21 protein-coding genes and 1 pseudogene are annotated in these 23970 nt (G+C 66.2%); 6 read left to right on the plus strand and 16 right to left on the minus strand.

Features of this window, described 5'->3' with window-relative positions; genetic code table 11:
* Window positions 1-235 precede the first annotated feature (235 nt).
* From QTQ03_RS29565 to QTQ03_RS29590, 6 genes are all read right to left on the minus strand, one after another.
* Window positions 236-1417: a cation:proton antiporter gene (locus QTQ03_RS29565; protein ID WP_289281239.1), complete on the minus strand. Its 1182-nt coding sequence runs from the start codon at window positions 1415-1417 to the stop codon at window positions 236-238.
* 855 nt (window positions 1418-2272) lie between these two features.
* Window positions 2273-3616: an NF041680 family putative transposase gene (locus QTQ03_RS29570; RefSeq protein WP_289281240.1), complete on the minus strand. Its 1344-nt coding sequence runs from the start codon at window positions 3614-3616 to the stop codon at window positions 2273-2275.
* Between the two features lie 3231 nt (window positions 3617-6847).
* A complete protein-coding gene (locus QTQ03_RS29575) occupies window positions 6848-7630 on the minus strand; it encodes a transposase family protein (RefSeq protein ID WP_289277203.1) in 783 nt (260 codons plus the stop codon).
* 499 nt (window positions 7631-8129) lie between these two features.
* Complete coding sequence (locus QTQ03_RS29580; protein ID WP_289281241.1) at window positions 8130-8348, minus strand: hypothetical protein; 219 nt, start codon at window positions 8346-8348, stop codon at window positions 8130-8132.
* A gap of 42 nt (window positions 8349-8390) precedes the next feature.
* Window positions 8391-9926 (minus strand): ISL3 family transposase, encoded by a 1536-nt coding sequence (locus QTQ03_RS29585; protein ID WP_502889670.1) that lies wholly within the window; start codon window positions 9924-9926, stop codon window positions 8391-8393.
* Window positions 9927-9981: 55 nt separating this feature from the next.
* The gene (locus tag QTQ03_RS29590; protein ID WP_289281279.1) at window positions 9982-11415 is read right to left on the minus strand and encodes an ISKra4 family transposase; all 1434 of its coding nucleotides are present in this window, start codon (window positions 11413-11415) and stop codon (window positions 9982-9984) included.
* Window positions 11416-11688: 273 nt separating this feature from the next.
* On the opposite strand from QTQ03_RS29590, the gene QTQ03_RS29595 reads away from it, so the two are divergent.
* On the plus strand, window positions 11689-12264 hold the full coding sequence (locus QTQ03_RS29595) for an IS3 family transposase (RefSeq protein ID WP_289281242.1): 576 nt from the start codon (window positions 11689-11691) through the stop codon (window positions 12262-12264).
* Between the two features lie 108 nt (window positions 12265-12372).
* Here QTQ03_RS29595 and QTQ03_RS29600 read toward each other — a convergent pair.
* The 5 genes and pseudogenes from QTQ03_RS29600 to QTQ03_RS29620 all read right to left on the minus strand — a co-directional run.
* Window positions 12373-12909 (minus strand): annotated as a pseudogene (locus QTQ03_RS29600) (transposase family protein); the annotation flags it as partial.
* Window positions 12910-13067: 158 nt separating this feature from the next.
* Complete coding sequence (locus QTQ03_RS29605; RefSeq protein WP_289281243.1) at window positions 13068-13292, minus strand: hypothetical protein; 225 nt, start codon at window positions 13290-13292, stop codon at window positions 13068-13070.
* Window positions 13293-13569: 277 nt separating this feature from the next.
* Entirely contained in the window at window positions 13570-13779 is a 210-nt protein-coding gene (locus QTQ03_RS29610; RefSeq protein WP_289281244.1) for a hypothetical protein, read from the minus strand.
* A 223-nt stretch (window positions 13780-14002) separates the two neighbouring features.
* Window positions 14003-14272, minus strand: a complete 270-nt coding sequence (locus QTQ03_RS29615; protein ID WP_289281245.1) for a hypothetical protein — start codon at window positions 14270-14272, stop codon at window positions 14003-14005.
* On the minus strand, window positions 14269-14844 hold the full coding sequence (locus tag QTQ03_RS29620) for a recombinase family protein (protein WP_289281246.1): 576 nt from the start codon (window positions 14842-14844) through the stop codon (window positions 14269-14271). Before QTQ03_RS29620 ends, QTQ03_RS29615 begins: the two co-directional genes overlap by 4 nt.
* A 171-nt stretch (window positions 14845-15015) precedes the next feature.
* Between QTQ03_RS29620 and QTQ03_RS29625 the strand changes: the two genes are divergently transcribed.
* Entirely contained in the window at window positions 15016-15156 is a 141-nt protein-coding gene (locus QTQ03_RS29625; protein ID WP_289281247.1) for a hypothetical protein, read from the plus strand.
* A gap of 182 nt (window positions 15157-15338) precedes the next feature.
* Here the strand turns inward: QTQ03_RS29625 and QTQ03_RS29630 are convergent, their stop codons facing one another.
* Complete coding sequence (locus QTQ03_RS29630) at window positions 15339-18380, minus strand: Tn3 family transposase (protein ID WP_289281248.1); 3042 nt, start codon at window positions 18378-18380, stop codon at window positions 15339-15341.
* Between the two features lie 124 nt (window positions 18381-18504).
* On the opposite strand from QTQ03_RS29630, the gene QTQ03_RS29635 reads away from it, so the two are divergent.
* Complete coding sequence (locus tag QTQ03_RS29635) at window positions 18505-18885, plus strand: hypothetical protein (protein ID WP_289281249.1); 381 nt, start codon at window positions 18505-18507, stop codon at window positions 18883-18885.
* 355 nt (window positions 18886-19240) lie between these two features.
* Window positions 19241-20446: an IS256 family transposase gene (locus tag QTQ03_RS29640; RefSeq protein WP_289280611.1), complete on the plus strand. Its 1206-nt coding sequence runs from the start codon at window positions 19241-19243 to the stop codon at window positions 20444-20446.
* A gap of 18 nt (window positions 20447-20464) precedes the next feature.
* On the opposite strand, the gene QTQ03_RS29645 is transcribed toward QTQ03_RS29640, so the two are convergent.
* The 3 genes from QTQ03_RS29645 to QTQ03_RS29655 all read right to left on the minus strand — a co-directional run bounded on the left by QTQ03_RS29645 (window position 20465) and on the right by QTQ03_RS29655 (window position 21997).
* Complete coding sequence (locus tag QTQ03_RS29645) at window positions 20465-20590, minus strand: hypothetical protein (RefSeq protein WP_289281250.1); 126 nt, start codon at window positions 20588-20590, stop codon at window positions 20465-20467.
* 94 nt (window positions 20591-20684) lie between these two features.
* Window positions 20685-20837 carry a hypothetical protein gene (locus QTQ03_RS29650; protein WP_289281251.1) on the minus strand — a complete coding sequence of 51 codons (153 nt, stop codon included), beginning with the start codon at window positions 20835-20837 and terminating at the stop codon, window positions 20685-20687.
* Between the two features lie 5 nt (window positions 20838-20842).
* Window positions 20843-21997, minus strand: coding sequence for an IS701 family transposase (locus QTQ03_RS29655; RefSeq protein ID WP_289281252.1), 1155 nt, complete (start codon window positions 21995-21997; stop codon window positions 20843-20845).
* On the opposite strand from QTQ03_RS29655, the gene QTQ03_RS29660 reads away from it, so the two are divergent.
* Together QTQ03_RS29660 and QTQ03_RS29665 are read left to right on the plus strand one after the other, a co-directional pair.
* Window positions 21980-22339: a transposase gene (locus QTQ03_RS29660; RefSeq protein ID WP_289277270.1), complete on the plus strand. Its 360-nt coding sequence runs from the start codon at window positions 21980-21982 to the stop codon at window positions 22337-22339. The two genes, QTQ03_RS29655 and QTQ03_RS29660, sit on opposite strands and share 18 nt — an antisense overlap.
* Window positions 22336-23262 carry an IS3 family transposase gene (locus QTQ03_RS29665; RefSeq protein ID WP_289277269.1) on the plus strand — a complete coding sequence of 309 codons (927 nt, stop codon included), beginning with the start codon at window positions 22336-22338 and terminating at the stop codon, window positions 23260-23262. Before QTQ03_RS29660 ends, QTQ03_RS29665 begins: the two co-directional genes overlap by 4 nt.
* A gap of 27 nt (window positions 23263-23289) precedes the next feature.
* On the opposite strand, the gene QTQ03_RS29670 is transcribed toward QTQ03_RS29665, so the two are convergent.
* Complete coding sequence (locus tag QTQ03_RS29670; RefSeq protein WP_289281253.1) at window positions 23290-23883, minus strand: transposase; 594 nt, start codon at window positions 23881-23883, stop codon at window positions 23290-23292.
* Window positions 23884-23970 lie beyond the last annotated feature (87 nt).

Here is a 23970-nt window from a genome sequence, read left to right on the forward strand (position 1 = left end):
GCCCCAAAAAGGTTGACACCTTCCGCCCCGGCGATGAGCGATGATGACACAGCGAGCACGACACCCTTGGTGAGTCTTGAAGCGTAGACAACTTCATGATCCACAGGTGTCGTGCTCGCTCCTCATCCGGTCACGTCCCTCAGGACAAGTTCAGGCCAAAAGGGACATTCGCGGACTACTCCGGGGCCCTGCAGCAGCCCCTGCCCACGCCGAACAGGTTAAAGATCAAGTTAGGCTATCGATGCCCGAGCCATCGCATTAGCGGCTGGGCCGTGAACCCGTATCCGGTGACGGTCACAGCGATGACCAGGAACGTGGTAGGTAGGAGGTCCTCAGCGCCGGCGAGACCTTTCGTCGTTAGGCGTGAGGAGAAGGCGGTGGCGGTGAATGCGGCTACGATGCCGCGCGGATACATTGACGCGATGACGATCCGCTCTCGATAAGTTAAGGTTGTGCGGGCGGTGGCCAGTGCTGCGACGGCAGGTCGGATGATTACCATCAGACCGGCGGCTATTCCCAAGGATGGCCAGAAGAGCGTACGTAGCGAGTACAGGGATACACCGGCGGAGATCGCAATGAACAACATCCCGATAATCATTTCGCCGATGGCCCGCCGCACTTGCTCAGTGATCGGAACTTTGAGACCTGGTAGGCTAGCCAAAGCGATTCCTATGGTAAGCGCAGCAGTCAGACCCGTTTCCTGGCGCAACACGTTGCAGAATGCCGTGTCGGCCACGACCACGGCGATAGTGGTGACCGCGCGGGTCGAATTCGATAGCTCAATGCTACGGAAAACGAGCCAGAGTAAGGCGGCACCGAGTATCCCGGCTGATATTCCCACGATAACGTCAAAGGCAAATTCGAGCGCGAAGCGAACCGGGTGGTCATACTCGCTGGCCAGCAGTGCGTGGAAGACTAGTACCCCGATCAGTGCACCGATCGGGTCAAGAGTAGTACTCTCCCAGCGCAAGATTGACATCAGGGTCGCGTTGGGGCGGGCAAACTCTAGTAGGGGATTTACGACCGTGGGACCCGACACGATGAGAATAGCGCCGAGCATGATGGCAGCCTTCGCCGGTAGCCCGAGCAAAGTCGACGCGAGGAGGCCAGCGCCGGCCCAGGTGATTGGCACGCCCCACACGAGAAGGCGTCGCGTTATCTGCCGATCAATTCCCTTTAGCTGGGTAAAGTCGAGGTCGAGTGCGGCTTCGAAGACGACAACGGCGATCCCTATGCTCACCAGGGGCCGAAAAATGGGACCGAATGTCTCGGATGGGTTGATTAGACCGACCGCACCGGCTAAGAGCCCTGCCGGCAACAGCAATATGATCGCGGGAATACGCAGACGGGACGCGGTTATCTGGCACGTCACCACCAACAGAAGAATCAGAGAAATCCCGATCCGTGAATCGCTCATGTTGGTGCGCCTTCGCTGATGTAGTAGCCGGATGCTTGGCTACTGCTACAGAAACAAGCCCCTATGCTTTGCAGTTTGTACGACGTGCAAGCCTGTAAGAGTAATGCGTGCCGGAAGTCGAATAGTTTTTCCAGAAGACCTGCAAAGCAAATCAAGCCACTGGTCAAGCTGAACAGATTATTTCATGGCGACGACCAAGATTTGACAGACAGTTCCCCCTCCTTGAGTCGCCCACCCGATTACAGACTTCCCGTCGCTCTACTTCGTGTCAATATCTGTATTGAACTCGTCGCCCGATTCGTATCCGATGGCGGGTCAAGGTTGAAAACTATCTCACTGGGGAGTCAGGGTTGGATTTGCGAACGCCACTGCGATGATGTCGTACTGTGGTAGAATGTCACGCAGTTTCTGAACGCGGCCGCACCGTTGGTGAAGTTCTGCTAGTAACCCGTTAGGGGACATGTGTGGGCACGCTAGGAGGTCGGGCAGAGTAGCGCCGCCACTGCGAGGATGGTGGTAGGAGGGCGGTGCCGCCAAAATTTGTACTGGCGACGAGGGGGTATGGATAGCTATTAGAATCCTCCTAAGAAAAGATAGAGGGAGAGCGGTGTGTGTCCCCGCGCCTGCTGCGCGAAGTGGATACCGCCTGCTCGGGCCAAACCTGGATGTGACCGGCGCCTCATTTGATTATGGTCGTTCAGCCCTAGCCAATCAGTAGCGCGAACCTCAATCACACTTCCGTGGACACGGGTGATAAAAATAGCATGTACGCACCAAAAAGCTAATGCATGCATGCATGCATGCATGCATGCAAACCTGGAGGGCCATTCAAAACTCGGTCGACACCCATGGATGTCACGTTGAGTGAGGTTCGAGGGTGCCCGTGACCCGGGTTGACTGTCCGGAGTAGACGCAGCGGCTGGGATCCGATAGATCAGCTTTGTGTGGAAGTTGATCGAGGGTCAGCCGCTGCGCTGTGAAAGTATGACAGGACTCCCGACGGACCGGCTCGCTGACCTGATCGGCCGGGTTCGCGAGATCGTGGGCGATGAGGGCGATGATCAGCCAGGTCCACCGGTCGGCGGCTCGCGGATCCCGCAGCCGGGGCCGGGTCCATCCGAGGGTCTGCTTGAACAGCCTGAACGTGTGCTCCACATCGAAACGACGCAGGTGCGCCTGCCAGATTCGGTGCACCTCCGACGCGCTCAGCCCGGTCGCGCAGGCCCACAACCACACCGGTTTCGGATTGCGGTCACCGGGCAGCCGGTCCACGCACAGCCGGATGACGGTGCCCTCGATGATCGGTAGCGGTCCCGCATGCTCAGCCCACCCGCCACGGCGGGTCAGCCTCGGGTGGGTTCGGTCCCATGCGTCGGCGAACGCCGTACCGTAGCGGAGGGTCTCGGTGACCGTGGCCACGGCAGGGTCCGGATGATCTTCCGGTTGGTCGAGGTCGAGGACCTCGCCGTGCCGGGCCGGGCGTCCGACCCGCCCCGGCGCCGAAGCCGCGGCGGGTAGGTAGAGCACCCGGTCCGAACGCAGCCGCCCCACGAGATCCACAGGCAGGTCGCGCAGCAGCCAGGCCAGACGGGTCACGTCGTAGCCGGCGTCGAACACGATCAGCACCCTCGGGTCGCCGTCACACCACCGCCCGTGCTCACGAAGCCGGTTGACGACCTCCCGAACCTGCCCGGCGGTCACCTCGGTGGCATCCTCGATCGGCCCTATCCGCACCGCATCCAGCACCGCGGTCCAGGACGAACGCCCAGTCTCCAGCGCGGCGACAAACGAGTACGCCCAGCCCGGGATCATCTGCGCGGCGTTACGGCCACGGCCGTACACGTGACAGAACGAGCGCGCCTCCGCGGTCGCGGCGTCGGGCCGCAACCACGGGCTGACATCGACCGTCAGCACGATCCGGCCGTCGCGGTCACGTGGCAACGGCAGCCCGACCAGCGCCCGCCGCAACCGGTCCACCTCGACAACGCCGCTGTTCACCGCGTCGTACAACGCGCCGTGACCGCGACGATGCTCCGCCGCCAGTGACAACCCGACCAAGCTGGTGACCGGCCCGTCGGTGCACAACACCGAATCCGTGAGCTCGAACAACGCGTCCGCCCGGCGGCGCAGAGACCGGTAGAACTCCTGCTGGAACTCCGACAACTCCCCGAACGCGGCACGCCGACCGGCATCGTTCACACTGATCACCGCAGCCCTTGTTGTGAGTCATGGCTCCTTCGCAAGAACCATGATCACGCAAGGGCTGCCCCCATGATCGACCAGGGTCACATCGACAGACCCGGCAGGTTAAACGACAAGCAGAGGCCGAGCTCGTCCCGAAACTCCTGGTCAACGGCCCGCTGGCCGACTACGCAATCGCCCTGGGAGACCGGCGCCCGGCTGAGAGACCGCCGGCCAGTCGGCGGTAGCGGTGATGTGGTCACCTCGCGCGGCGGCGAGGGCGGCGGACCGAGCTGATCTGCAGCCGGCGCGTTCGGCTTGTGCGGCCTGCTCCCGGGCGTTCCACTCGGCGCGGATAGTGGCTAGGCGAGCACGGTCGACGGCGGCCTGTGTCGCGGCCAGTGACCGCTGGGCTGCCTCCTGATCCCGCTGATGGGCATCGGCTAAAGCAGCTGGGTACGGCGGCTGCTCGCCGCTGGTTAGCGCCTCGTCTAGGATTCGGCGCAGGTAGCCCAACGGTGTATGCGGATCGGTGAGCACCGGTACCGGCCGCGCCCGCTGCACAAAATCGGTCAGGGCATCGGCAGTGGCCTCGGTCCAAGCCGGCCCGAGCCGAGGACCGAGCGTGGCGGCTAGCCGCATGATTGGCACCTCGGTTAGCCAGCACCACCGGTTCTGTAGCGCACGCGCGAGCTCGAAAGCCCAGTCTGTCCATGGTGGACGTCTATAGGCCGTACGGTTAGATATCGACGAAATCACCCTAGGACGCTTTAGAGGTCGTGACTCAACTTGCGCATGATCATCGAGTCTGTTCGTTGGTGAGCGCGAAGCGCCGTCCTGGTCTCTCCGGCGCTTGCGCCGGTTGGTAGCTCTGTTCGAGCGAGACATGTTGCCTGGGGAGAATCCGAAACCCCAAGACAAGCAGGAGTAAACACTCAACATTGAGAACACTGTGTGGGGGGAGCGGAAATTCCCATGGATGTCTAGGGTCGAGCCTGAGTTCCGGATCATGTCTCGGGTCCGCTCGACGCTGCTGGCTACTGCAGCGCGCATCCGAGCTCGCCGCAGGACTTCTGGCCGTTCAGTCCAGCTGTCCGCTTGGGCGCGGGTAGCGTCGAGGTGGGCCTCAGCGTTGGCCAGCAACGTGGCAGCATGCTCCGCCAGATCGGCCAGGACCGCGAGGGCTACTGGCACATAAGGAGCGCGGCCGGCTATGTCGCTCCGATGAAGAGGCGCTAGGTCGAACATCGTTCGATCCCGGGTGCGGCCCGTGGTGATCCGCTCTGCAAGAGTCAGCCGTCGACCTCGACACGTCCGTGTTGCCCAATGCAGGGCCTCTGCACGTGCCCAGGCATCGGTTACCACCCGCACCGAACAGCCGGCCAATTCCGCGCTACGGGCCCGGCCCGGCATGCCATCCCGGCCCGACTGCCAGTTTGCGTCGACCGCGAGCACACCCCACACCCGGCGGGTCTCTACTGGGGGCCGCCCGCGACGGGTGGCCCGGGCGGTCGCATCCCGAGCCAGCACGTCGGCCAGCAACTCCACCGCCCTGGCCAGACGCGACCCGGTCGGGTAGCCGTTGATCACCGCCCGTAGCCGATCTACCCACTCGGCCAACTCATCGACGCGCCGTTCCGCTATGGCCACCTTCGTCATCTGTGCGAACTCGTCGGCGACTTGAGCAGCCTCGGCGGCGTCGGCGCGCTCTTGGGCCACGCGGGCCTCGGCCAGCCACGAGTAGCCGCACAACCAGCACGCCGGCACCGGATCTGGCTCACCGCACGCCGCACAGCTCGCCGGCTCACCACCATCGTCGAGACGCTCGCGTAGCTCGGCGATCAAGCGGCGACGCTCGAAGGCCTCTCGGCGGGCGACGCGGCCGCGCCAGCACGGGATACACAGCGGATCCGACTCGTCGTTGTCACGGGGCAAACCCTGTCGGTCTACACCTGCGGCCGCGCATGAGATGCACGGCACCTGCAGCCCGGTCGGGTAGACCGGTCGCCGGTGGCCACCAGGCCCGCTCACCAGACGGACCTGGCCCGCCGAGGTGGTCTCTAGCAGTCGCTGTGGATCGATCATGTGCACCCGGCAGCGCGCCTGGCCAGGCACCACAAGCACCGGCGAATCCGACGCGGTGTAGCAGTCGGGGCAGTACCCAAGCGCCGCCACCCGCGCAGGATCCAGATGGGGGCCTACCGCGATCATCGCAGTACCACCGCAAACCAGATAAGTCCACGGTGTGCCCGCTGAATAACCGCAGCCTGAGCTGCAGAAACGAGGAATGAGGCTGGGCGCGAGATGGCGTCGCTACGACACGCAGAACGCAAGTTCAAAGACAATGCTGCACCCAGCCCGAAGGTGGATGCTATGATTACCTCCGAGCTTGTGGAGCCTCAAACCCTGTTCCTGCGGCCAAACAGTCAGGGGTTTGAGGCTCGCTCTTTTTCTGGAGTTTGGGGTTAAGCGGAAGCGCTCCTCAAGATCAAGTCCTTAGTTCATAACCCGTGGATCTTACGTCTACCGACACACTCTATGGGTCATCTACACGCTCCATCGAAGCCTTCTCGTATGAACTAAGCCTCAGTTGTCGCCAAAAAGGACAAACTGGATCCCTTGCGTAGCAAGGGATCCAGGCGGGGACAGCATGACAGGCAAGCATTTGGTCACCCGCAGTAACTTCCCGATCGGCGGAAGGTGCTTAGCCAGGTCGACCGGTGAAGACAGCCCGCCGTCGACCCCGACGGCCAGGGGTAGGACACGAACCGAAGCCACCGGCCAGATCTGGGATATGCAATAATTGCACCCTTCAGAAATTGGGTTTTTTGTATACTTTGTACTGATTTGCCCAGACCGCACGTGAGGCGGATCCCCGCAAGTTCGGGACGTAAAGACAAGCCCCTGGTCGGGATGATGGTCGGACCGTGCTAGTACTACATCTGCTACGCGCCCCGGCGGGCCTTTCTGGCCACCCCAGCCTCGCGCTGGCCGCCGTCCCGGCCGGGCAGACGGCAGTGCTCGCGCGCCCTACCACCCGGCCGAGGCCGGCCACCGCGGCGTGGTGGTCTCCCACCGCGATGGCGCCGAGCTCGTCCTGACTGGCCTAATCGAGAAGCCATCCCAGGAGCGGGCGCGGGAGCTGGAGGACGAGCACGGCGCGTCAAGCCTGTGGCTGCTTGAGGGCCGCGCCCGGCTGAGAGAGTGTTGTGCTACCGACCGACTACCTGGGGTAACCGGGAGGGTCATTCAAAACCCGGGTGCGGCGGTTCTGAAGATCTCCAGGGCGGTGGCGGTGCGTAACACGTCGGGGAAGTCGGTCATGATCCGGTGGTAGCCGGTCTTGAGGATCTTCCAGTTCTTCAGATGACTGATGGCGCGTTCGACGGCGGCGCGGAGCCGGTTGACGCTGTAGTTGTACGCCTTTTGCTGGGCGGTCAGTTCCCCACCGGGTGGTTTCTTGTGCGGGGTGATCGGGCCGGTGCCCTGGTAGCCGCCGTCGCCGATCATGCCTGGTCCGTCGGTGAGGTGGCTGGCCCAGCGTTCGGCGATGCCGGAGATGAAGAACGCCGCCGCGTCGTGGCGGGCGCCGTTGACGGGTTCGCCGACGTCGGCGACGCGGCCATCGAGGTTGGCGATGACCTGCACGTTCTGCCCTGACAGGTGTTTCTTGCCGGAGAACAGTCCGTGGTAGGACTCGCGTTCGCCGACCGGGGCGACGAACCCGTCAACCAGCACACCGTCACGGCGGGTCTGCTCCAGGCGCTGGTCGACCTCAGGACGGGTGACCCAGCGCAGGATCGGCTGCAGGATCTGGTGATAGCGGGTGATCGTGGCCTGCGAACAGCCGAACACCTCGCCGAGGACCTCGTCGGGCATGTTGTGCCGGAGTCCGAACAGCACCGCGATCACCGCCGTGGCCAGCGGCAACACGTGCGGACGCCCGACCGGCGGCTTCTCCCACTCATCGCCCACGATCTCGCGAACCCGGCCGATCAGGTCAGCGAGCCGGTCCGTCGGGAGTCCTGTCATACTTTCACAGCGCAGCGGCTGACCCTCGATCAACTTCCACACAAAGCTGATCTATCGGATCCCAGCCGCTGCGTCTACTCCGGACAGTCAACCCGGGTCACGGGCACCCTCGAACCTCACTCAACGTGACATCCATGGGCGTCGACCGAGTTTTGAATGGCCCTCCAGCTGTGGAAGCCTCGTAATTCAAAGGAATCCGGCGTGTTGCTCACGCCAGGAATAGGTCATCCCCACCAAGATCGTGTGTTTGTGGACAACATGAATACTGGCGGGGATGACCGGCATGGGTTCACATCCTGCCGCCTCCGGCGTGTCCTGCCGGGTTGCGGCACGTCTGACCGGCATTCTCGACCGGCCCTGAACGAGATCATCTTCGATGGAAGCCGGCCGGTGCCTGTCCCTCACGCACGTCCGATCACCTTGACCGCCGCCGAACGACACAGGCTCACCGCTCTGGCCTACTCCCACACCACCGCATATCAGAGGGCGGTTCGGAGTGTTAGGTCCGTTTCTGGGTGAGGGTGAATACTCCGGGTTCGTCTTCGGTGAGGACCTGGCGGTTGACCATGCGTTTCAGCTTCGCGCGGGTGCCCTCGACGTTCTTCGGTGAGGGTTCGACGCCGAGTGCGAGGCAGATGCCTTTGGCGCGCATGCCGGCGGGTGCGGTGCCGAGGACATGCAGGATCTGCTGGTAGGGCCCGCTGGCGGGACTGTACAAATAACGGCCCTGTCTCACTTTCGGTGGTGACGGTGGGTGCTGTTATCCGAGGAGGATGCGGTGGCGGAGCAGGGTGAAGCCTGCTCGTCCGTGCATTTGACGTGCGATTCGTTTGGTCTTGGTGTTGACGCCTTCGGTGGGGCCGTTGCTGTAGGGGAGCGTGAGCGCGGCGTTCACGGCGTCGCGGTCGCGTTCCAGGCCTCGGGTGAAGGCGTGCAGATGAGGTAGATCGACCGTGCGAACCTGCAGGATCCAGTGCGAGAGCCGGTCGGTGTTTGCGGGTTGAGGCGTCAGGAGCTCGGCGAAGCGTCCGACAGCGGCGGCGAGTTGGGTCATCTCTGGGCAGGCTGCGGTGAGCCGTGCCAGTAGATCTCGGCGCTCGGGTTTGAGGTTGTCGGGTCTGGTGAGGATCATCCGGGCGAGGCGGCGTGGGGAGATGTGGCTGCGGTCGGCGTCCGCGCGGCCTTGGTTGATGTACTTGTGCAGGAGGTTGAGGCAGCCGGTGAAGCCGAGGGTCTTGATCTCGTCGAAGAGGTGCTTGACGCCGACGCTGGGGTCCTCGGCTCGACGTTTGCGTAGGTGTTCGCGGTAGGGGTCGACGAGGCTGGCACGGTATTTGGGGACGCGGAGCATCCGCTCGGGCCGGTCGGCTCGCGCGTAGCGCTTGACGGTGTTCAGGGCCAACTGCAGACGGCGGGCGCACTCCAGCAGGCCCACGCCTTGGTCGAGCAGGTCATGGACCTGGTGCCAGCGTTGCTGGGTCGTCCGCGCGCGGGGGCCGTCGTAGATGGGTGCGTCCAGGACGGGGGCCCAGCAGGTACTGTGCGCCTTCACCTCGCTGAGGGCGGCTTCACAGAGGTTGTGCCACAGGTGCCACCGGTCTGCGACCTGCACCGCGTCGGGCAGGGCGCGGCGAATGGCCTCGGCGTAGGTCGCCGAGCCGTCGCGGCATACGACCTCGACGCCGGGATGTGCGCGTAACCACGCTTCGAGGGTGTCGGCGGTGCGGTCGGGTAGCACGTCGATCCGCTCATGGGTCTCGGCGTCGATCACCACGGTGGCGTAGCGGTGCCGCCGGCGTAGAGCGAAATCGTCAACGCCGATCACCCGAGGCGTCCGCTCATTGGGCAGCGGGATGCACAGCAGGGCGCGTAGAGCCGTGTGACGGGACAGGCCCATGGCGAGTATCGCCAGCAGACGCGACCCTGCCCGGCCCGCTAACTCCTTGACGACGGCTTTGACCTGCCTGTTCAAACGGGCTGTGCGGCGCTGGTATCGCTCCAGCACCCCGGGAACCTGTTCACGGAAGGTGTGGCGGCAGCCGCGCGTGGGGCACACCAGACGCCGCACCCGCACACGGACCACCACCCGGCGCCCGTCGACCGGAACGTCGGCGACCGTCCGCCAGTGATAGCCGTGCACCCGTCCGGACGAGGCCCCGCACCTCGGGCAGACCGCAGTGTCACGCGGCGTCCGGGCCCGCACCACGATCCGCTCACCCTCGTCGGTCACGTCCTCGATGACCAGCGGGGACAGCCCCGAGAACACCGTCCGTACAAGTCTGTTGACATCCTCCACATAGGAACAACGACACCCGCCACCCTCCGTCACCACCGAAAGTGAGACAGGGCCGCTATTTGTACAGTCCCCCGCCGAGGTAGCGGCTGTTGTGGATGCGTTGTTGTTCCTGGGCCAGGTGCCAGGTCCAGTACTGGTCGAAGTCGCCGTTGCTGATCAGGGTGCGGAGTTTGAGGATTGCTTCGGCGCCGTCGAGGCCCCAGCGAGCGCCGGTGACGTCCATACGATCTTTGACCAGGTGGCGGCAGGCGCCTTCGATCACCCCGGTGGCGATCGGCCACCCGTTGGCCAGCGCGGTCGGGTAGTCCAGGTACGGTTTTTTGGCCAGCAGGTAGGCGGCGGCGACATCGGCGGGTTTGCGTTTGCCGGGGTCCAGGCCGTGGTAGGTGGCCTTGCGTCGGATGGCTGCGGCGACTATGCCGGCCCGTCCGGCCAACACCTGCCGGGCCTGGGCGCGGACCCACCGTTCGGCGTTCGGGTCGCCCTCCGGGTGGAAACACCAGGTGGCCTTCCAGAGGTACTCGATGACGTGGATGAAGTCCACAACAACCGGCAAGGTGATCTTGCGGGTTTTGGCCTCGGCGTGGATCCGGTCGATCTGGTGGGTGTTGCCGTCGACCAGGGCGATCCAGGTCCGAGCGTGGTCGGGGTCGCGGCGGTCGGCCTCGGCGAACCCGGCGGCGATCACCGCCGCGGCGTCGTCGGTCACGCTGGCGTGCAGCCACTTGCCGGAGGTGACCGGCGCCGGGGTAGCAGTTTGGGCCGCTTCGGGGTCCTCGGGCAGGATGTCGGCGATGGTGCGCGGCTTGCCGGTCACGTCGAAGACCGCGGCGACCTCGCACATCCGCTTGCGGTTGCGTTTCTCGCCCTTGGACCGGCGGCCGGCCAGTTTCTGGCTGACCGCGGCCTTGGCGGTGCCCGCGCGGAGCCCGTCGGGGCGCATCACCACCCCTTTGGCGTCGAAGGACAACGCCAGCACATCATCATCGGCCGACCAGTCCGGGGCGTGGGCGGTGTAGAAGGCATCCACATCTATCGCCGCTGCGGCGGCCAACGCCTCGACCTGCCGTTTCCCGATACGCACCGTGGTGGCCCGCTCAATCGCGGCCGCCGCGTCGGTGAACGAGCCGCGGGCCGCCTCGGCCGCGGCCAACCGGCGCAGTCCATGCGAGTGCTTCTCCACGGGCAGGTTCAACACCGCGTCCGCCGGGTTCAGATCGGCCCGCGCCCGCGCCCGGTAGGCGATACGCGTCACCACCACCTCACCGAACCGGGTGGCCAGCGTCCGCTGCCGCCCCCGCTCGGCCCACCCCCGCAGATGGCTATCGGCGTCGGTCACCTCGTCGAGCCGTTCCTCCCGACTGGCACGAAGATCCAGACTGTCCTGCAACAACTGACACAGCAACCGCATGCCATCGGTATGCAGCCGCTCCTCCAGTTCGGCGTGAGTCATCCCCGCCGCATGCTCACCGGACAGGAAGTCCACCATCGCGCCGAACCGCACGGATGAGCCGGCGAAAGCATCGTCCGCCGTCTCGGATGCGTACTCTTGCACCGGGCTCCCTCTTTGCTGATGTTCGTGTCTCGCAACCGACGAACATAGCGGGAGGATCCCTTTCACCATCACAACCAGTAACACATCCCCAGGCCACACAGCGTGTCGCCGCACCTCACCAGAGCCGCACCCTATTTGTACAGTCCCGGCTTCCGGCGTATTCCGGTCGGCCCCCTCGGATGTCCGTCAAAACGGGGTAGGCCCGGGTTGTGCGGCCGCACGCCGAAGCGGTGGCGCACCACGACCGTGCCCGACCCGGGGGCGGCGTTGTCGGCGGACCTGATCCGCCGGGACTTCGACGTCGCCGCCGGCCGGGTCGACACCCGCTGGTGCGGCGACATCACCTACATCCACACGTGGGAGGGCTGGCTGTACCTCGCCACCGTCATCGACATCGCCTCACGCCGGGTTGTGGGCTGGGCGACCGCCGACCACCTACGGACCGATCTGCCCGCTCAGGCGTTGTCCAACGCGATCGCCGTCCGACGCCCGACCGGGCCGGTGATCTTCCACAGCGACCGGGGTTGCCAGTACACGAGTGCGCAGTACGCCCGGCTGGCCGACCGCAACGGGGTGCGGTTGTCGGTCGGTGGGCGGGGTCAGTGCTGGGACAACGCCGTCGCGGAGTCGTTCTTCGCCACGATCAAGACCGAACTGCTCGACCGGAGGGCGTGGCCGACCCGGGCCGCCGCCCGTGCGGCGATCTTCGAGTGGATCGAGGGGTGGTACAACACCCGCCGCCGGCCATTCCACCCTGGACTACATGAGCCCGGCCGAGTATGAGGCGACGGCCTATTCCCGCAGGCCAACGAGCAAGGTAGCGTGAGATCAACTTACCGACCCTGTCCGTCAAACCGGGTCAACCCCAGTCCGGACATTCTCGCGAATGGCGGCGAGGGTGGCCAGCAGGCCGGGGTGAGCACGCAGGCAGCTGGTGTCGTGTTCCCGGCCGGGGCGTACAGGGGAGGTCCATAGCGGCCAGCCATCCGGTGCGGTCAGGACCTGGATGTTGCCGCCGTGGTTCTTGTGCTTCTTCGACCACCACAGGTCGACGCCCGGCGTGGGTCCCGGGGTGGCGATCCGATCAGTCTCGATCAGGGTTCCGTCGAGCAGGACGTAGTCGTAGCCGGCGGCCTTCGCGGCCAGCAGCACGCCGTGCAGGCCGGGAGCCTGGGCAGCCAGGACCGCGATGGCCTCGTGCAGGTTGTCGTAGCCGGTGGACAGGCTGATCGTGTTGTCGCGGGCCAGCTGGCTCATCCGGGTGCCGTCGAGCAGCCAGCGCAGGACCAGCACAGCCTGCCGGAAGCAGGTCAGCGCCCGCCGCCCTTGCCGGGTACCGCGCCGGAGACGTTCGGCGTGCAGCAGTCCAGAGAGGTAAAGCACGGTCTTGTCGCGTACCGGCAACGTGGCGGTATAGGTGATACTCATGGGCGGCGCGGAACTCCGGAGTGAGTGGTCTGTGAGAGGAACACTTCGTACCGGCGTTCCGCGCCTTCACTGGCTCATCCCGGCCCATCAGGCGTTTCCCGTATATCTCGGGCACCTCGAACATCGCGCCCCGTAATCAGAGCCTTACCCGGAAAGGCTCAGTCTCTATGCGGCATTCCCGGATGAGTGTCGAGCACCCTAAATCCTATCTCCTCAAACACGGCAGCTAGCACCTCGACGCACCTATGTTTTTCAGGATTCAGTTCGGGATTTACCACGTCCATGAGATCTATATACAGTACATAGCCTTGCTCTCTAGCAAGCGCAACAAGCGCTTCGACTTCGAAGTCCCAAAACCTTCTTTTTGTGAAGGAGTGTGCCATTTGATCGCCTTGGTGGTAACTGACAGCTCAGTGTCAACTGCTTAAGTGCAGATCCGGGACGCCACCGTCCCGGCAGTCGGCTTGTGCATGCTCGCCAAGCCACCCCACTTTCCCATGCCATCCTCGATTCGTCAGAGGGTTTTGATCCCTCGCCGTCCGTTTCGGTTTGACCGTTTTGTCCCACGCGGTTGGGGGTCGGGGTCGGCGCGTGTCGCTGCGCGGGCGCCGGTTCTCCAGGTCCGGGTGGTTTCTCTGCTGGTAGGGCCGGGGGGACGGGTCAGGTCGGCGGGGGTATCAGGCCTAGGCGGTGCCAGCAGAGTTGGAACGCCTCAGCCCAGGGCCAGGTGTCGGGGATGGACAGGATCTTCCGGCGGGCGTGGCTGGCCAGCTTGGCGGGTAGGTGCAGCAGCCGGTAGCGCAGGGTGCCGGGTTCGGCGTCGGCGAGGTCGGGCTGGTCGTGCAGGCCCCGCGCTTGGGTAGCTGTCACCAGCCCCAAAGTTACTGACCGGTAGGATTCCGGGTTTTACGTCGACCGGTCCTGGCACTCACACGGCGGCTCATCATGAGCGATGAAGATACTGCCGGCCCCTCGGATTGCAGGGCTGTGACCTGCGGTTTTAGTAGTCGCGGAAAAATCAACGGATTTGGCTGACCTGCGGAAACGCGGGGATGTTGGAGGCGTCCTCGCTGGTTGCCCTCGCTTGACCGCGCTACTGATCGGTGTCGAGAAGCCGGTCCAGCATGGTGATGATGCGGTCGAGCTTGCCGTGCGCGGCGGTCAGGGATTCCTCGTGGCGGTCGAGTTTCTCGTTGTGCTGCGACTGGGTGATCGCCAGGGCCTGGATGGTGTGCTGCTGGGCACGCAGGGTCTGGGCCATGTCGCCGAGGTCGCGGTCGCCGCTGGCGCGTAGCCCGGCCTCCACACCGAGGCGATCCTCGATGGCGGTGATGCGCCGTTCGAGCTCTTCCAGGCTGCTCATGCGGTCGCGGCTCCCGTCGCGGTGGTGGCAGGTCGTAGGTAGGCGTACACGGTTTCGCGACTGATGCCGTACTCCTTGGCCAGCAGCGATTTACGTTCGCCGGCGGCGGCGCGTGCGCGTAACTGGTCGGCCTGTTCGCCGGTCAGGGCCGGTTTGCGGCCGGTGTAGGCGCCGCGCTGTTTGGCCGCGGCGATGCCTTCGCGCTGGCGTTCGAGGATCAGCGCCCGTTCGAACTCGGCGAAGGCACCCATGACGCTCAGGAGCAGGGTGGCCATCGGGGAGTCCTCGCCGGTGAAGGTCAGGCTCTCCTTGACGAACTCCACGCGGACGCCCTTGCCGGTCAGGGTGCGGACCAGGCGGCGCAGGTCGTCGAGGTTGCGGGCGAGCCGGTCCATGGAGTGCACGAGGACGGTGTCGCCGTCGCGGACGAACGCGATCATCTCGTCGAGTTTCGGCCGGGCGGTGTCCTTGCCCGACGCGGTGTCGGTGAAGACCCGGTCGACGGTGACGCCGTCGAGTTGGCGCACGGTGTTCTGCTCGATCGTGCTGACTCTGCGGTAGCCAACTCGCACTCGGGCGCCCCTTCCTTGCGAAACGTCAGGCTGGACTCTATGAGTCTGGCGGACGATCGTCAAGAAACTCCGCACCGGATTCTATTCTGACGTCTTTGCGGGCGGTGCCGGGTGTGGTGTTGGGGTCTACCCCAGAACGACATCGCGGCGGCGGCGGGAATCATCGCGGGCGTGCCAGAGACGCCCGGCAGGGTGTCACGGCTGCGGCTCGGTGGCGTCGAGGTGATTGCGCATCCCGGTGATGACCCAGTCGAAGGCTGCCCGGCCGGGTTCGTCGAGTTCGTCGCGTGCGGCGGCGAGGACCTGCCGTAGCCGGGCGTCGACGTCGGGCCGTCGGGGTCGCCGCCTTCGGCGGTGATCTCGGCGCGGATCTCGTCACGGGTGCTGTGGACTGCGTCGACCCAGGCGGCGAAAGCGTTCGCGGCGGCGGCCACGGCGGGATGGGGCGTCGGACCGTCTGCGGGGATCACTGTCGTCCTCTCCGTGGGCGGAGTTCAGGGGGTCGCGGTGGCCGGCTGCACGGCGGCGCCGTGCAAGGCGGGTTCGGGTGTCGGGCCGCGGGTGTAGTCGAGTCGTTCGTTCATCTTCAATATCCACCGCCCGTAAAGCGCCACGTGCGACCAGAACAGCGGGGTCAGTCCGCGCCGGTCCTCGTCGGTCATCCGCGCGGCCCACTCGGGTTCGGACAGCACGTGGTCGATGAGCCGGGTGTTGATCAAAACGAGGGAGGATTGCAGCAGGTGCAGGGCGAGCATGGAGATCTCCTGGTGCTCGCGGTCCGGGCCGGTCAGTTCGGCGTCCTTGCCGTAGAAGATGGCGGTGTTGCCGCTGTTCCACTGCTCGACGACCTGCAACCCGCCGTGGATCTCCCGGCGTAGCGCCTCGGACGACAGGTACTCGCAGATGAAGATGGTGCGGATGGCCCGGCCGAGTTCCTCGATCGCCGCATAGGTGGGGTGCTTCGGGCCGTTGCGGGTGAACCGGCGCAGCACCTGCTCGGCCTCGGCGGTACCGAGCTGCAACGCCCGCGCATACTTGATCATCTGGTCGTACTGCTGGTTGATCAGGTCCCACTTGATCGGCCGGGACAGCACCGTCTCCAACCCGGCGTAGGTGGCGCCGTCGCCGGGCCGGTACAGCCGGGCCGAGCCGATGTTCTTCAGCCGGGGCAGCAGCCGGTAGCCCAGCAAATGGCAGAACGCGAACCCGACGATGCTGGCGCCGTGCGTGTCGGTGTAGTTCGCCTCGATCGCCGAGTCGATGTCGGCCGAGTGCCGGATCAGGCCCTCCATCATCGCCGCGACCTCCGACGACGAACACGTCTTGACCTGCGAATACACGCAGACACTCTTACGCTCGACGTGCCAGTAGATCATGACGCCGGGCCCGCCGTAGCGGGCGTGCCATTCGGTGTTGAGGTTCGCGTCCCACGAGCCGAACTTCTTCGAATCGCTCGCGCAGGCCGTCCCGCTGCCCCACCAGTTCGGATCCCGGGTGGCGAAGGTGTCGTTGACCACCGAAGCGACCGCCCGGCGCAGGCCGTCGCGGTTGACGTACAGCTTGCGGATCCGGCGCAGCTGCGCCTCGCTCAGCCCGTGGTCGCCGGCCGCGGCGATCCGTTTCACCCCGACGTTGGTCCCTAGCCCGAAGACGACCAGCAACAACCTGACCCGAAGCTCGTCACGGCTGAGATGCTCCCGCGACGCCAGAGACGTGAACTCGGCGTCGCAGCCGGTCAGCCAGAACGTCTCCTTGACGATGTCGAGCAGGTCGACCACACCCCACCGGCGCACCAGTTCGGCCTTCAACTCCACCAGGGTCGGTGGTTCGGGCAGCGCGGCCAGCCGCGGCACCGAGATCCACACCTGGTTGCGGCGGGTGGTGACCCGGGCCCCGCCGGTGGTGCCGTCACGCAAGCCGGTCGCCAGACCGGTCAGCGCCGCGTCCAGGCGCGCCTTGACGGTGGCGGTGAACACCGTCGGGTCGGTGGGCTGGGCGATCTCGGCGTAGTGCATGTCACGGGCCACGTCGAAGTCGTGCGGCAGGTCCGCCTCCGGATTGCGCCACTTCGCCGCGCCGACGATCCAGATCTCCCGGCGGCGGATCGCCGCCGACAGGGCGCTGAGCACGCACAACTCGTACGAGGTGCGGATGATCTTGCCGGACTTGTTGTAGATCGCCTCCCGCCAGTCGGCGGGCACCACCCCGTCGATCGGGATGACCTCGGCCGCGTCGTAGGGCACCTTCGGCCGGTCGGCGTAGCGGCGCAGCAGGTCCAGGGCGTCCATCACCGGCCGGTACGCGGTGTTGTTGCACCGGAACTCCATGCTGGACAGCACCTGCGGCAGCATCCGCCGGTAGTAGTTGGAGTACGACGACTCCAACACGGTACGGACCTTCGCCTTCATCGCGTTCTTGTTCGCCTTCGCCTCGGCGACCAGCGCCCGCAACGTCTGCTCCCCGCCGTCCACCGCCGGATAGACCGCCTCCCGCACGGTCGCGTCGGGATGCTCCACAGCGGCCTCGGCGACCTTGAACAGGATGCCCTCCTTGCCCAGAACACGGCGGATCTCCGCCTCCACCGTCTTGTTGACCTTGTTCACCGCCCGGGTGTTGATCGTCCGCACCAGGGTGATGAACAGGTCCACCAGCGAGTCGGTCAGCTCGGTCTGCCGCCGCCAGCACAACGCCGCCAACAGGGTCTGGCGCACCTGGTCGGCGTTGTCACGGCGCATCGCCGACGGCGCCGCGATGGCCGCCCGGTTGCGCCACAACGTCACCCGCCGCTCGGCCACGTCGGCGAACAGGTCCGCCGGCAACCCGAGACTACGGACCCGACGCAGCTTCGCGACCTCGTCCAGGAACGTCTCCAGCCCCGGCCGCCCCGGATCGGCCTTGATCTCGGCCAACAGCCCCGCCGCGCCCTCGGCCGGCGCCTCGTCGTCGGCGCCCTCGTCACCGTCGGTGTCCTCGTCCCCGGCCGGGGCGACCAGCGCCTCCAAGCGGTCCACCGCGCCGGCGGCGGACAACCGGGCCACGATCGTGGCGCAGAACCGGCCGTCCGCGGTGTCGGCCGCGCTCGCAATGATCCGGTCGATACGGCCCGCAGCCGGCGGCTCGATGCGCTGCGACCGGCAGCGCAGCAGCAGGGCCTGACGCTGCCGGTCCGGGCTCAGCTCCGACGGGCAGACCTGCTCGGCCAGCCAGCCGGTCAACGCCTTGGCATCGGCGACCGTGCACTCCCGGAACCGCAACGCCCGCCGGATCTGCGCCCGGTGGTACTCGATCGTGCTGCCCGTGAACAAATATGTGCCGAACGTCGCCGGGTCAACCTTCACCTGCCGGGCGACGAACTCGACCGCGGCGGCCGGCACCTCCCCGGCGCGGCGGGGGAACCGGCCCTCGATCTCGAAAAACTTCAGGATCACCGCGAAGCCGAGCTTCGTCGGCCCGTACTTGTTCGCGATCAGTTCCCGGTCCGCGTCGACCAGCGTCCACGCATCGATCAGATCTTCCAGACTCCACTCACGACGCACCGCGCCAGGCTGCCAGACACCCACCGGGCAGGCATAGAGTCCATCGAACGCCGCAGGGGGGCCTCGGCAGGCCCGCCCACCGTCGGCGGTCGGGGCCATCGGGCTGATGAACAGGAGGAACACCGTGACGCGTCGCTGGGTCCGCTTCGAACTACCGGTCATGGTGTGCGTCGACATCGACGACCAAATCGAACACGAACAGGTGACCACCGTCGTGCTCGGTGTCGAGCACGAGGCCATCACCCTCGCCCGCGACGCCGACGGCAACTACCTCATCTACGACGCCGATGCCAACCGCGTCGACTACGACGACCCCGCGGCCCGCACCGCCCTGTCCCTGGCCAACGACCGCAGCGCCTGGCCCGCCCGCGACGCCTGGGAAGAAGGCCCCGACGCCCTCGACGACCCCTGGCTGTACGACGAAGGCGACACCGAGGAAGACGACGACACTGCCGACGACCTCGAACCACTCGACGACGACAGCGCCCCGGACAGGCAAGGCTGACACCCAGCCCTCAACCGTCGTAACCCCATACCCGAAGCCCCTGCCCCAGGCCGGGCGCCGCGAAGGCACACCCAAAACCTACCCGCCAGTAACTTTGGGGCTGGTGACGACTACCCAAGCGCGGGGCCGTGCAGGCCGAGCAGTCGGGTCCAGGCGGCCAGATCGGCGGCGATGTTCGCGGCTAGGACCCAGCCGCGGTTGACGGTCCAGGCCTTCGAGGGCAGGTTTCGCGGGACTGTACAAATAACGGCTGATCGACCGATCAAGGGAGAGACGCCAGATGACGACCGAGACCACCGTGGGACAGCCGGCCGTGGAGCCGGTGGGTGCGGTCACGGATGAGCAGTTGATCGCGATGCTGGTCGATCGGGCTCGTGGTGACGGGTTGAAGCTGACCGGCGAGGGTGGGCTGCTGCAGCAGCTGACGAAGCGGGTCCTCGAGTCGGCGTTGGATGGGGAGATCACCGACCACGTCGGCTACGACAAGCACGACCCGGCGGGTCGGGGTAGCGGGAACACCCGTAACGGCAGCCGGACCAAGACGGTGCTCACCGACGTCGGGCCGGTCGAGGTGCGGGTCCCACGCGACGCCGCCGGGACGTTCGAGCCGCAGATCGTGCGTAAGCGGCAGCGGCGTCTGACCGGCGTCGACGACATGGTCCTGTCGCTGTCGGCCAAGGGCCTGACCCACGGCGAGATCGCCGCGCACCTGGCTGAGGTCTACGGCGCTGAGGTGTCGAAGCAGACCATCTCCACGATCACCGACAAGGTCATGGACGGCATGGCCGAGTGGCAGAACCGGCCCCTGGACCGGGTCTACCCGGTCGTGTTCATCGACGCCATCAACGTCAAGATCAGGGACGGTCAGGTCGCGAACCGGCCGATCTACCTCGCGATGGCGGTCACCGTCGACGGCCACCGCGACATCCTCGGTATCTGGGCCGGTGACGGCGGCGAGGGCGCCAAGTACTGGCTGCACGTGCTCACCGAGTTGAAGAACCGCGGCGTGGCCGACGTGCTGATGCTGGTCTGTGACGGGCTCAAGGGACTGCCGGAGACGGTGGAGACGGTGTGGCCGCGCACGATCGTGCAGACGTGTGTGGTGCACCTGCTGCGCAACTCGTTCCGCTACGCCGCCCGGCAGGACTGGGACAAGATCGCCAAAGCGCTGCGGCCGGTCTACACCGCGGCGACCGAGGACGCCGCCACCGAGCGGTTCCTCGAGTTCGCCGAGGCGTGGGGCCGTAAGTATCCGGCGATCGTGAAGCTGTGGGAGAACGCGTGGGCGGAGTTCGTGCCGTTCCTCGCCTTCGACGTGGAGATCCGCAAGGTCATCTGCTCCACGAACGCGATCGAGTCCGTCAACGCCCGTATCCGCAGGGCCGTGCGAGCTCGTGGCCACTTCCCGAACGAGCAGGCCGCACTCAAGTGCGTCTACATGGCCTTGATGAGCCTCGACCCGACCGGAGCCGGCCGCCGACGCTGGACCATGCGCTGGAAAGCACCACTGAACGCCTTCCAGATCGCCTTCGAAGGCCGGCTCACCCCGGCCAACAACTGACCACCTCAACAACCAAGATCAGCCGTTAACTTGACACTCCCGGTTTCGCAGGCCCATGGCCTTGTTCGTGCGCACCTGATCTTCCACTCCGGCGTGCGAACGGTGCAGCACGTCGAGCCATTGCGGCTGGTGAGAGCCGGCCACGCCGTGGATGCGGCGGATGTTGGTGGCGACGATCGCGTACCGCCAGCCGGTACGTTTCTCCAGGTCGGTTAGTACTGCAACGGCGGGTCGTGGCTTATGGTGGTTCGAGTCGTTTGCGGTAGTGGGTGGCTCGGGCTTGTTCCTGGCGTCGGCGGCGGAAGCGGGACCAGTGCAGGATGTGGTCGGCTCGGTGGCGGGTGGTCAGGACCAGGCGGGCGAACAGGCGGCGGATTTCGTTGCTGCTCAACGGGATCAGGCTGCCCTCGCTCCCGGCGGTGCCCCCTTTGCGGCTTCGGCGGCGCGGGTGACGACGAGGAACGCGGCAGCGGCCATGGCCAGGGTGATGTGGCCGTACCAGGCGTCGTAACGGCGGACCTGGTACTGGTCCAGGCCGACCTCGTTCTTCGCGGTCTGGAACGACTCCTCCACCGACCAACGGCTACCGGCGACCCGCACCAGGTCGCGTAGTCGGGTGCCGCGGGGGCCGAAGCACACGTAGTAGGCGATGTCGCTCGGGTCGCTGATCGAGCGTCGGGCCAGGACCCAGCCCCGCCGGCCGTGAGCGAAGGTACGACGGATCGGCAACCGGGCCCAGTCGTAACGGCGTGGCCCGTGCGCGCCGTCACCACACGAGAGCCGCTGCCACGCACCCGCACGCACCCTCGCGACCAGCTCATTCACCCGGCTGGTGGTGTGCAGCCCGGAGGGCACCGCGTTGTCACATCGGGTGGCCATCACGTACGCGACGTCCTGATCCTCCAACCAGCCCCGCAGACCAGGATTCTGCCCATACACCTCGTCGGCGGTGAACCACGCGAACGGCACCCCCGCCTCGATCGCCCGCTGCAGCATGGCCTGCGCCTGCTGCGGCTTGGTCGCGAACTCGACATCATCCGGAACCGCCGCGCGCCGGCACCGGTCCCGATCACCGGTCCACGACGTCGGCAGGTACAACTCCCGATCGATCAACGCCCGACCCTTGGCCGTGGCGTAACACAGGAACGTGCCGATCTGACAGTTCTCGGTCTTGCCCGCCGTACCCGAATACTGGCGTTGGACTCCCGCCGAGGCACGGCCCTTCTTGACGAACCCGGTCTCGCCGGCGACAAGCACCCCGGCCGGATCACCGATCGCCTCCACCACGTAGCCGCGCACGTCATCACGGACCGCGTCCCGGTCCCACGCCGGGCTGCACAACACGCCCTGCAACCCGTCCGGCGAGACATGCCCCGCCTGCTCCGCGAGCGTCCAGCCATTACGCCGCTCCAACGGCGCCAGCAACCCCCGCACATACGCCCACGCCCGCCGCCGCGGCTCCACCCGCCCGAACCGATGCGCGAACCGGAAGAACAACTCCTCCAACCCCACATCTGAGCCACCCCCGCTTTCATGGAGTTTCTTGACCATGGTCTGATGGCCGTGGGGGAGGAAGTATCCGTGGCAGCACCGAAGAAGTACCCCGATGAGCTCCGTCAGCGCGCTGTGCGCTTGTACCGCGAATCGGACCCGAAGCCGGTGATCCGGCGCTTGGCCGAGCAGCTCGGCGTGCATCACGAGGCGCTCAGGAACTGGATCCGTCAGGCCGAGGCTGACACGGGTGAGCGTCACGACCGGCCGACCAGCGAGATGGTCGAGGAGAACCGCCGGCTGCGCAGGGAGGTCACCGAGCTGCGGCGGGCCAACGAGATCCTGAAAGCGGCGAGCGCGTATTTCGCGGCGGAGCTCGACCCGACCCGGCGACGGTCATGACGTTCATTGATGAACACCGTGACCAGTTCGCGGTCGCGCTCCTGCTACGGGTCCTGAACATCGGCGCTTCGACCTACTACGCGTGGGTCAAGCAGGCCGAGGCGCCCTGCGACCGCGACGTGGTCGACCTGGGCCTGATCTCCAACATTCACGAGATCTGGGAGACCTCCGGGCGCACCTACGGCGCGGACCGGGTCCACCGCCAGCTACGCCGCGACGGCATCTACGTGGGTCGCAAACGCGTCGAGCGGCTGATGACGCAGCAGGGCTGGCAGGGCGCGTTCCTGCGCCGCGGCTGGCGCGGCGGCTCCACGCGGCAGGACCCACGGCACACACCGGCGCCGGACCTTGTCGGGCGGCAGTTCACCGCCACCGGGCCGAACCGGCTCTGGGTCGCCGACGCCACCCGCATCCCCTGCGGCGAAGGCGTGTTCTGGCTCGCCGCGGTCCGCGACGTCTTCTCCCGCCGAATCGTCGGCTGGAAGACCTCCAACCGCTGCGACACCGACCTGATCCTCGCCGCCCTCGAATACGGCATCTGGTCGCGCGACGTCCGCGACGGCCAGTTGATCCACCACTCAGATCGCGGGTCGAACTACACATCGTTCCGGTTCGCGGAACGCTTACAGGACAACGGGATCCTGCCCTCGATGGGCTCCGTCGGCGACAGCTACGACAACGCCCTGATGGAGAATTTCTGGTCGACGCTGAAGATCGAACTCGTCTACCGCACGAGCTGGCGGACCCGCGACGAGGCCGAGAACGCGATCTTCGCCTACATCGACGGCTGGTACAACACCCGCCGCATCCAGAAGGAACTGGGCTACCTCAGCCCGAACGAGTACGAGACCGCCTGGCACACCCACCAGAGGCAACCAGCCGAACCACCTATCGCCACCCCTGCGCCAGCCGGCAGCAGGTAACCACCGCTCCAGCAAAGCGGGGGAAGCTCAGCCCGGCCGCAGCAGCATGGCCAGGCTCTCACTGGTGTTCGCGCACCACGCCCCGAGGGGGTGGAACCCGAAGCCTTTCTTGAACGTGGCCGCCGCGCCCTGCTTGTCGGAGTGAGCGGTGATCAGGGTGGCGTCCAGATCGATGACCACCCACCCGGTCAGCAGCTTGCCCGCCACCAGCAGCCACGGAAACCCCTGCGGCCGGCGCTCGAGAAGCTCCCAGACCCGGGCGCGGGCCTTCGCCCGCGCCTTGGCGATCCGGCGCAGGGCGGTCTCGTCGAGGCCGGCCAGAGCACGGCGCACGGTCGCTTCCGACGGTGGCTCGGCGAACACCAGCGCCTGATGGGCGAGCAGCCCGATGTCGGACATGCTGGTCGCGCCGAGCACGATCGCGGTCGCCAGGCAGATCAAGACCGTGCCCCGGTCCCACCACCCCGGCCCCGCACCGCGAGGCAGCACCGCGTTCAACGCCCAGGCCAGCCCGGTCCGGTCCGCGCACCGCCGCAGCAAAACCGCGCCGGCATGCCCGACCAAACCCTTCCCACCCGCCGCGACCTGCAGCCGCTGATCCCACCCGCTACTCTTACTCACCAGAAAGGTGCACCCGACTCTGCTGTGGACATGACGTAGACACTCACATCCTTGCAGGCCAGGCGCACCTTTCCTTCATGACCCTCG

Source organism: Micromonospora sp. WMMA1363 (assembly GCF_030345795.1).
Lineage (GTDB): Bacteria > Actinomycetota > Actinomycetes > Mycobacteriales > Micromonosporaceae > Micromonospora.

Coding starts and splice junctions, on each gene's coding strand:
- QTQ03_RS29660 (WP_289277270.1), top strand. CDS start 21,980: ATGGAGTTTCTTGACCATGGTCTGATGGCCGTGGGGGAGGAAGTATCC.
- QTQ03_RS29665 (WP_289277269.1), top strand. CDS start 22,336: ATGACGTTCATTGATGAACACCGTGACCAGTTCGCGGTCGCGCTCCTG.
- QTQ03_RS29590 (WP_289281279.1), bottom strand. CDS start 11,415: ATGGTGGACTTCCTGTCCGGTGAGCATGCGGCGGGGATGACTCACGCC.
- QTQ03_RS29615 (WP_289281245.1), bottom strand. CDS start 14,272: ATGAGCAGCCTGGAAGAGCTCGAACGGCGCATCACCGCCATCGAGGAT.
- QTQ03_RS29575 (WP_289277203.1), bottom strand. CDS start 7,630: ATGACAGGACTCCCGACGGACCGGCTCGCTGACCTGATCGGCCGGGTT.
- QTQ03_RS29655 (WP_289281252.1), bottom strand. CDS start 21,997: ATGGTCAAGAAACTCCATGAAAGCGGGGGTGGCTCAGATGTGGGGTTG.
- QTQ03_RS29565 (WP_289281239.1), bottom strand. CDS start 1,417: ATGAGCGATTCACGGATCGGGATTTCTCTGATTCTTCTGTTGGTGGTG.
- QTQ03_RS29605 (WP_289281243.1), bottom strand. CDS start 13,292: ATGGCACACTCCTTCACAAAAAGAAGGTTTTGGGACTTCGAAGTCGAA.
- QTQ03_RS29640 (WP_289280611.1), top strand. CDS start 19,241: ATGCTGGTCGATCGGGCTCGTGGTGACGGGTTGAAGCTGACCGGCGAG.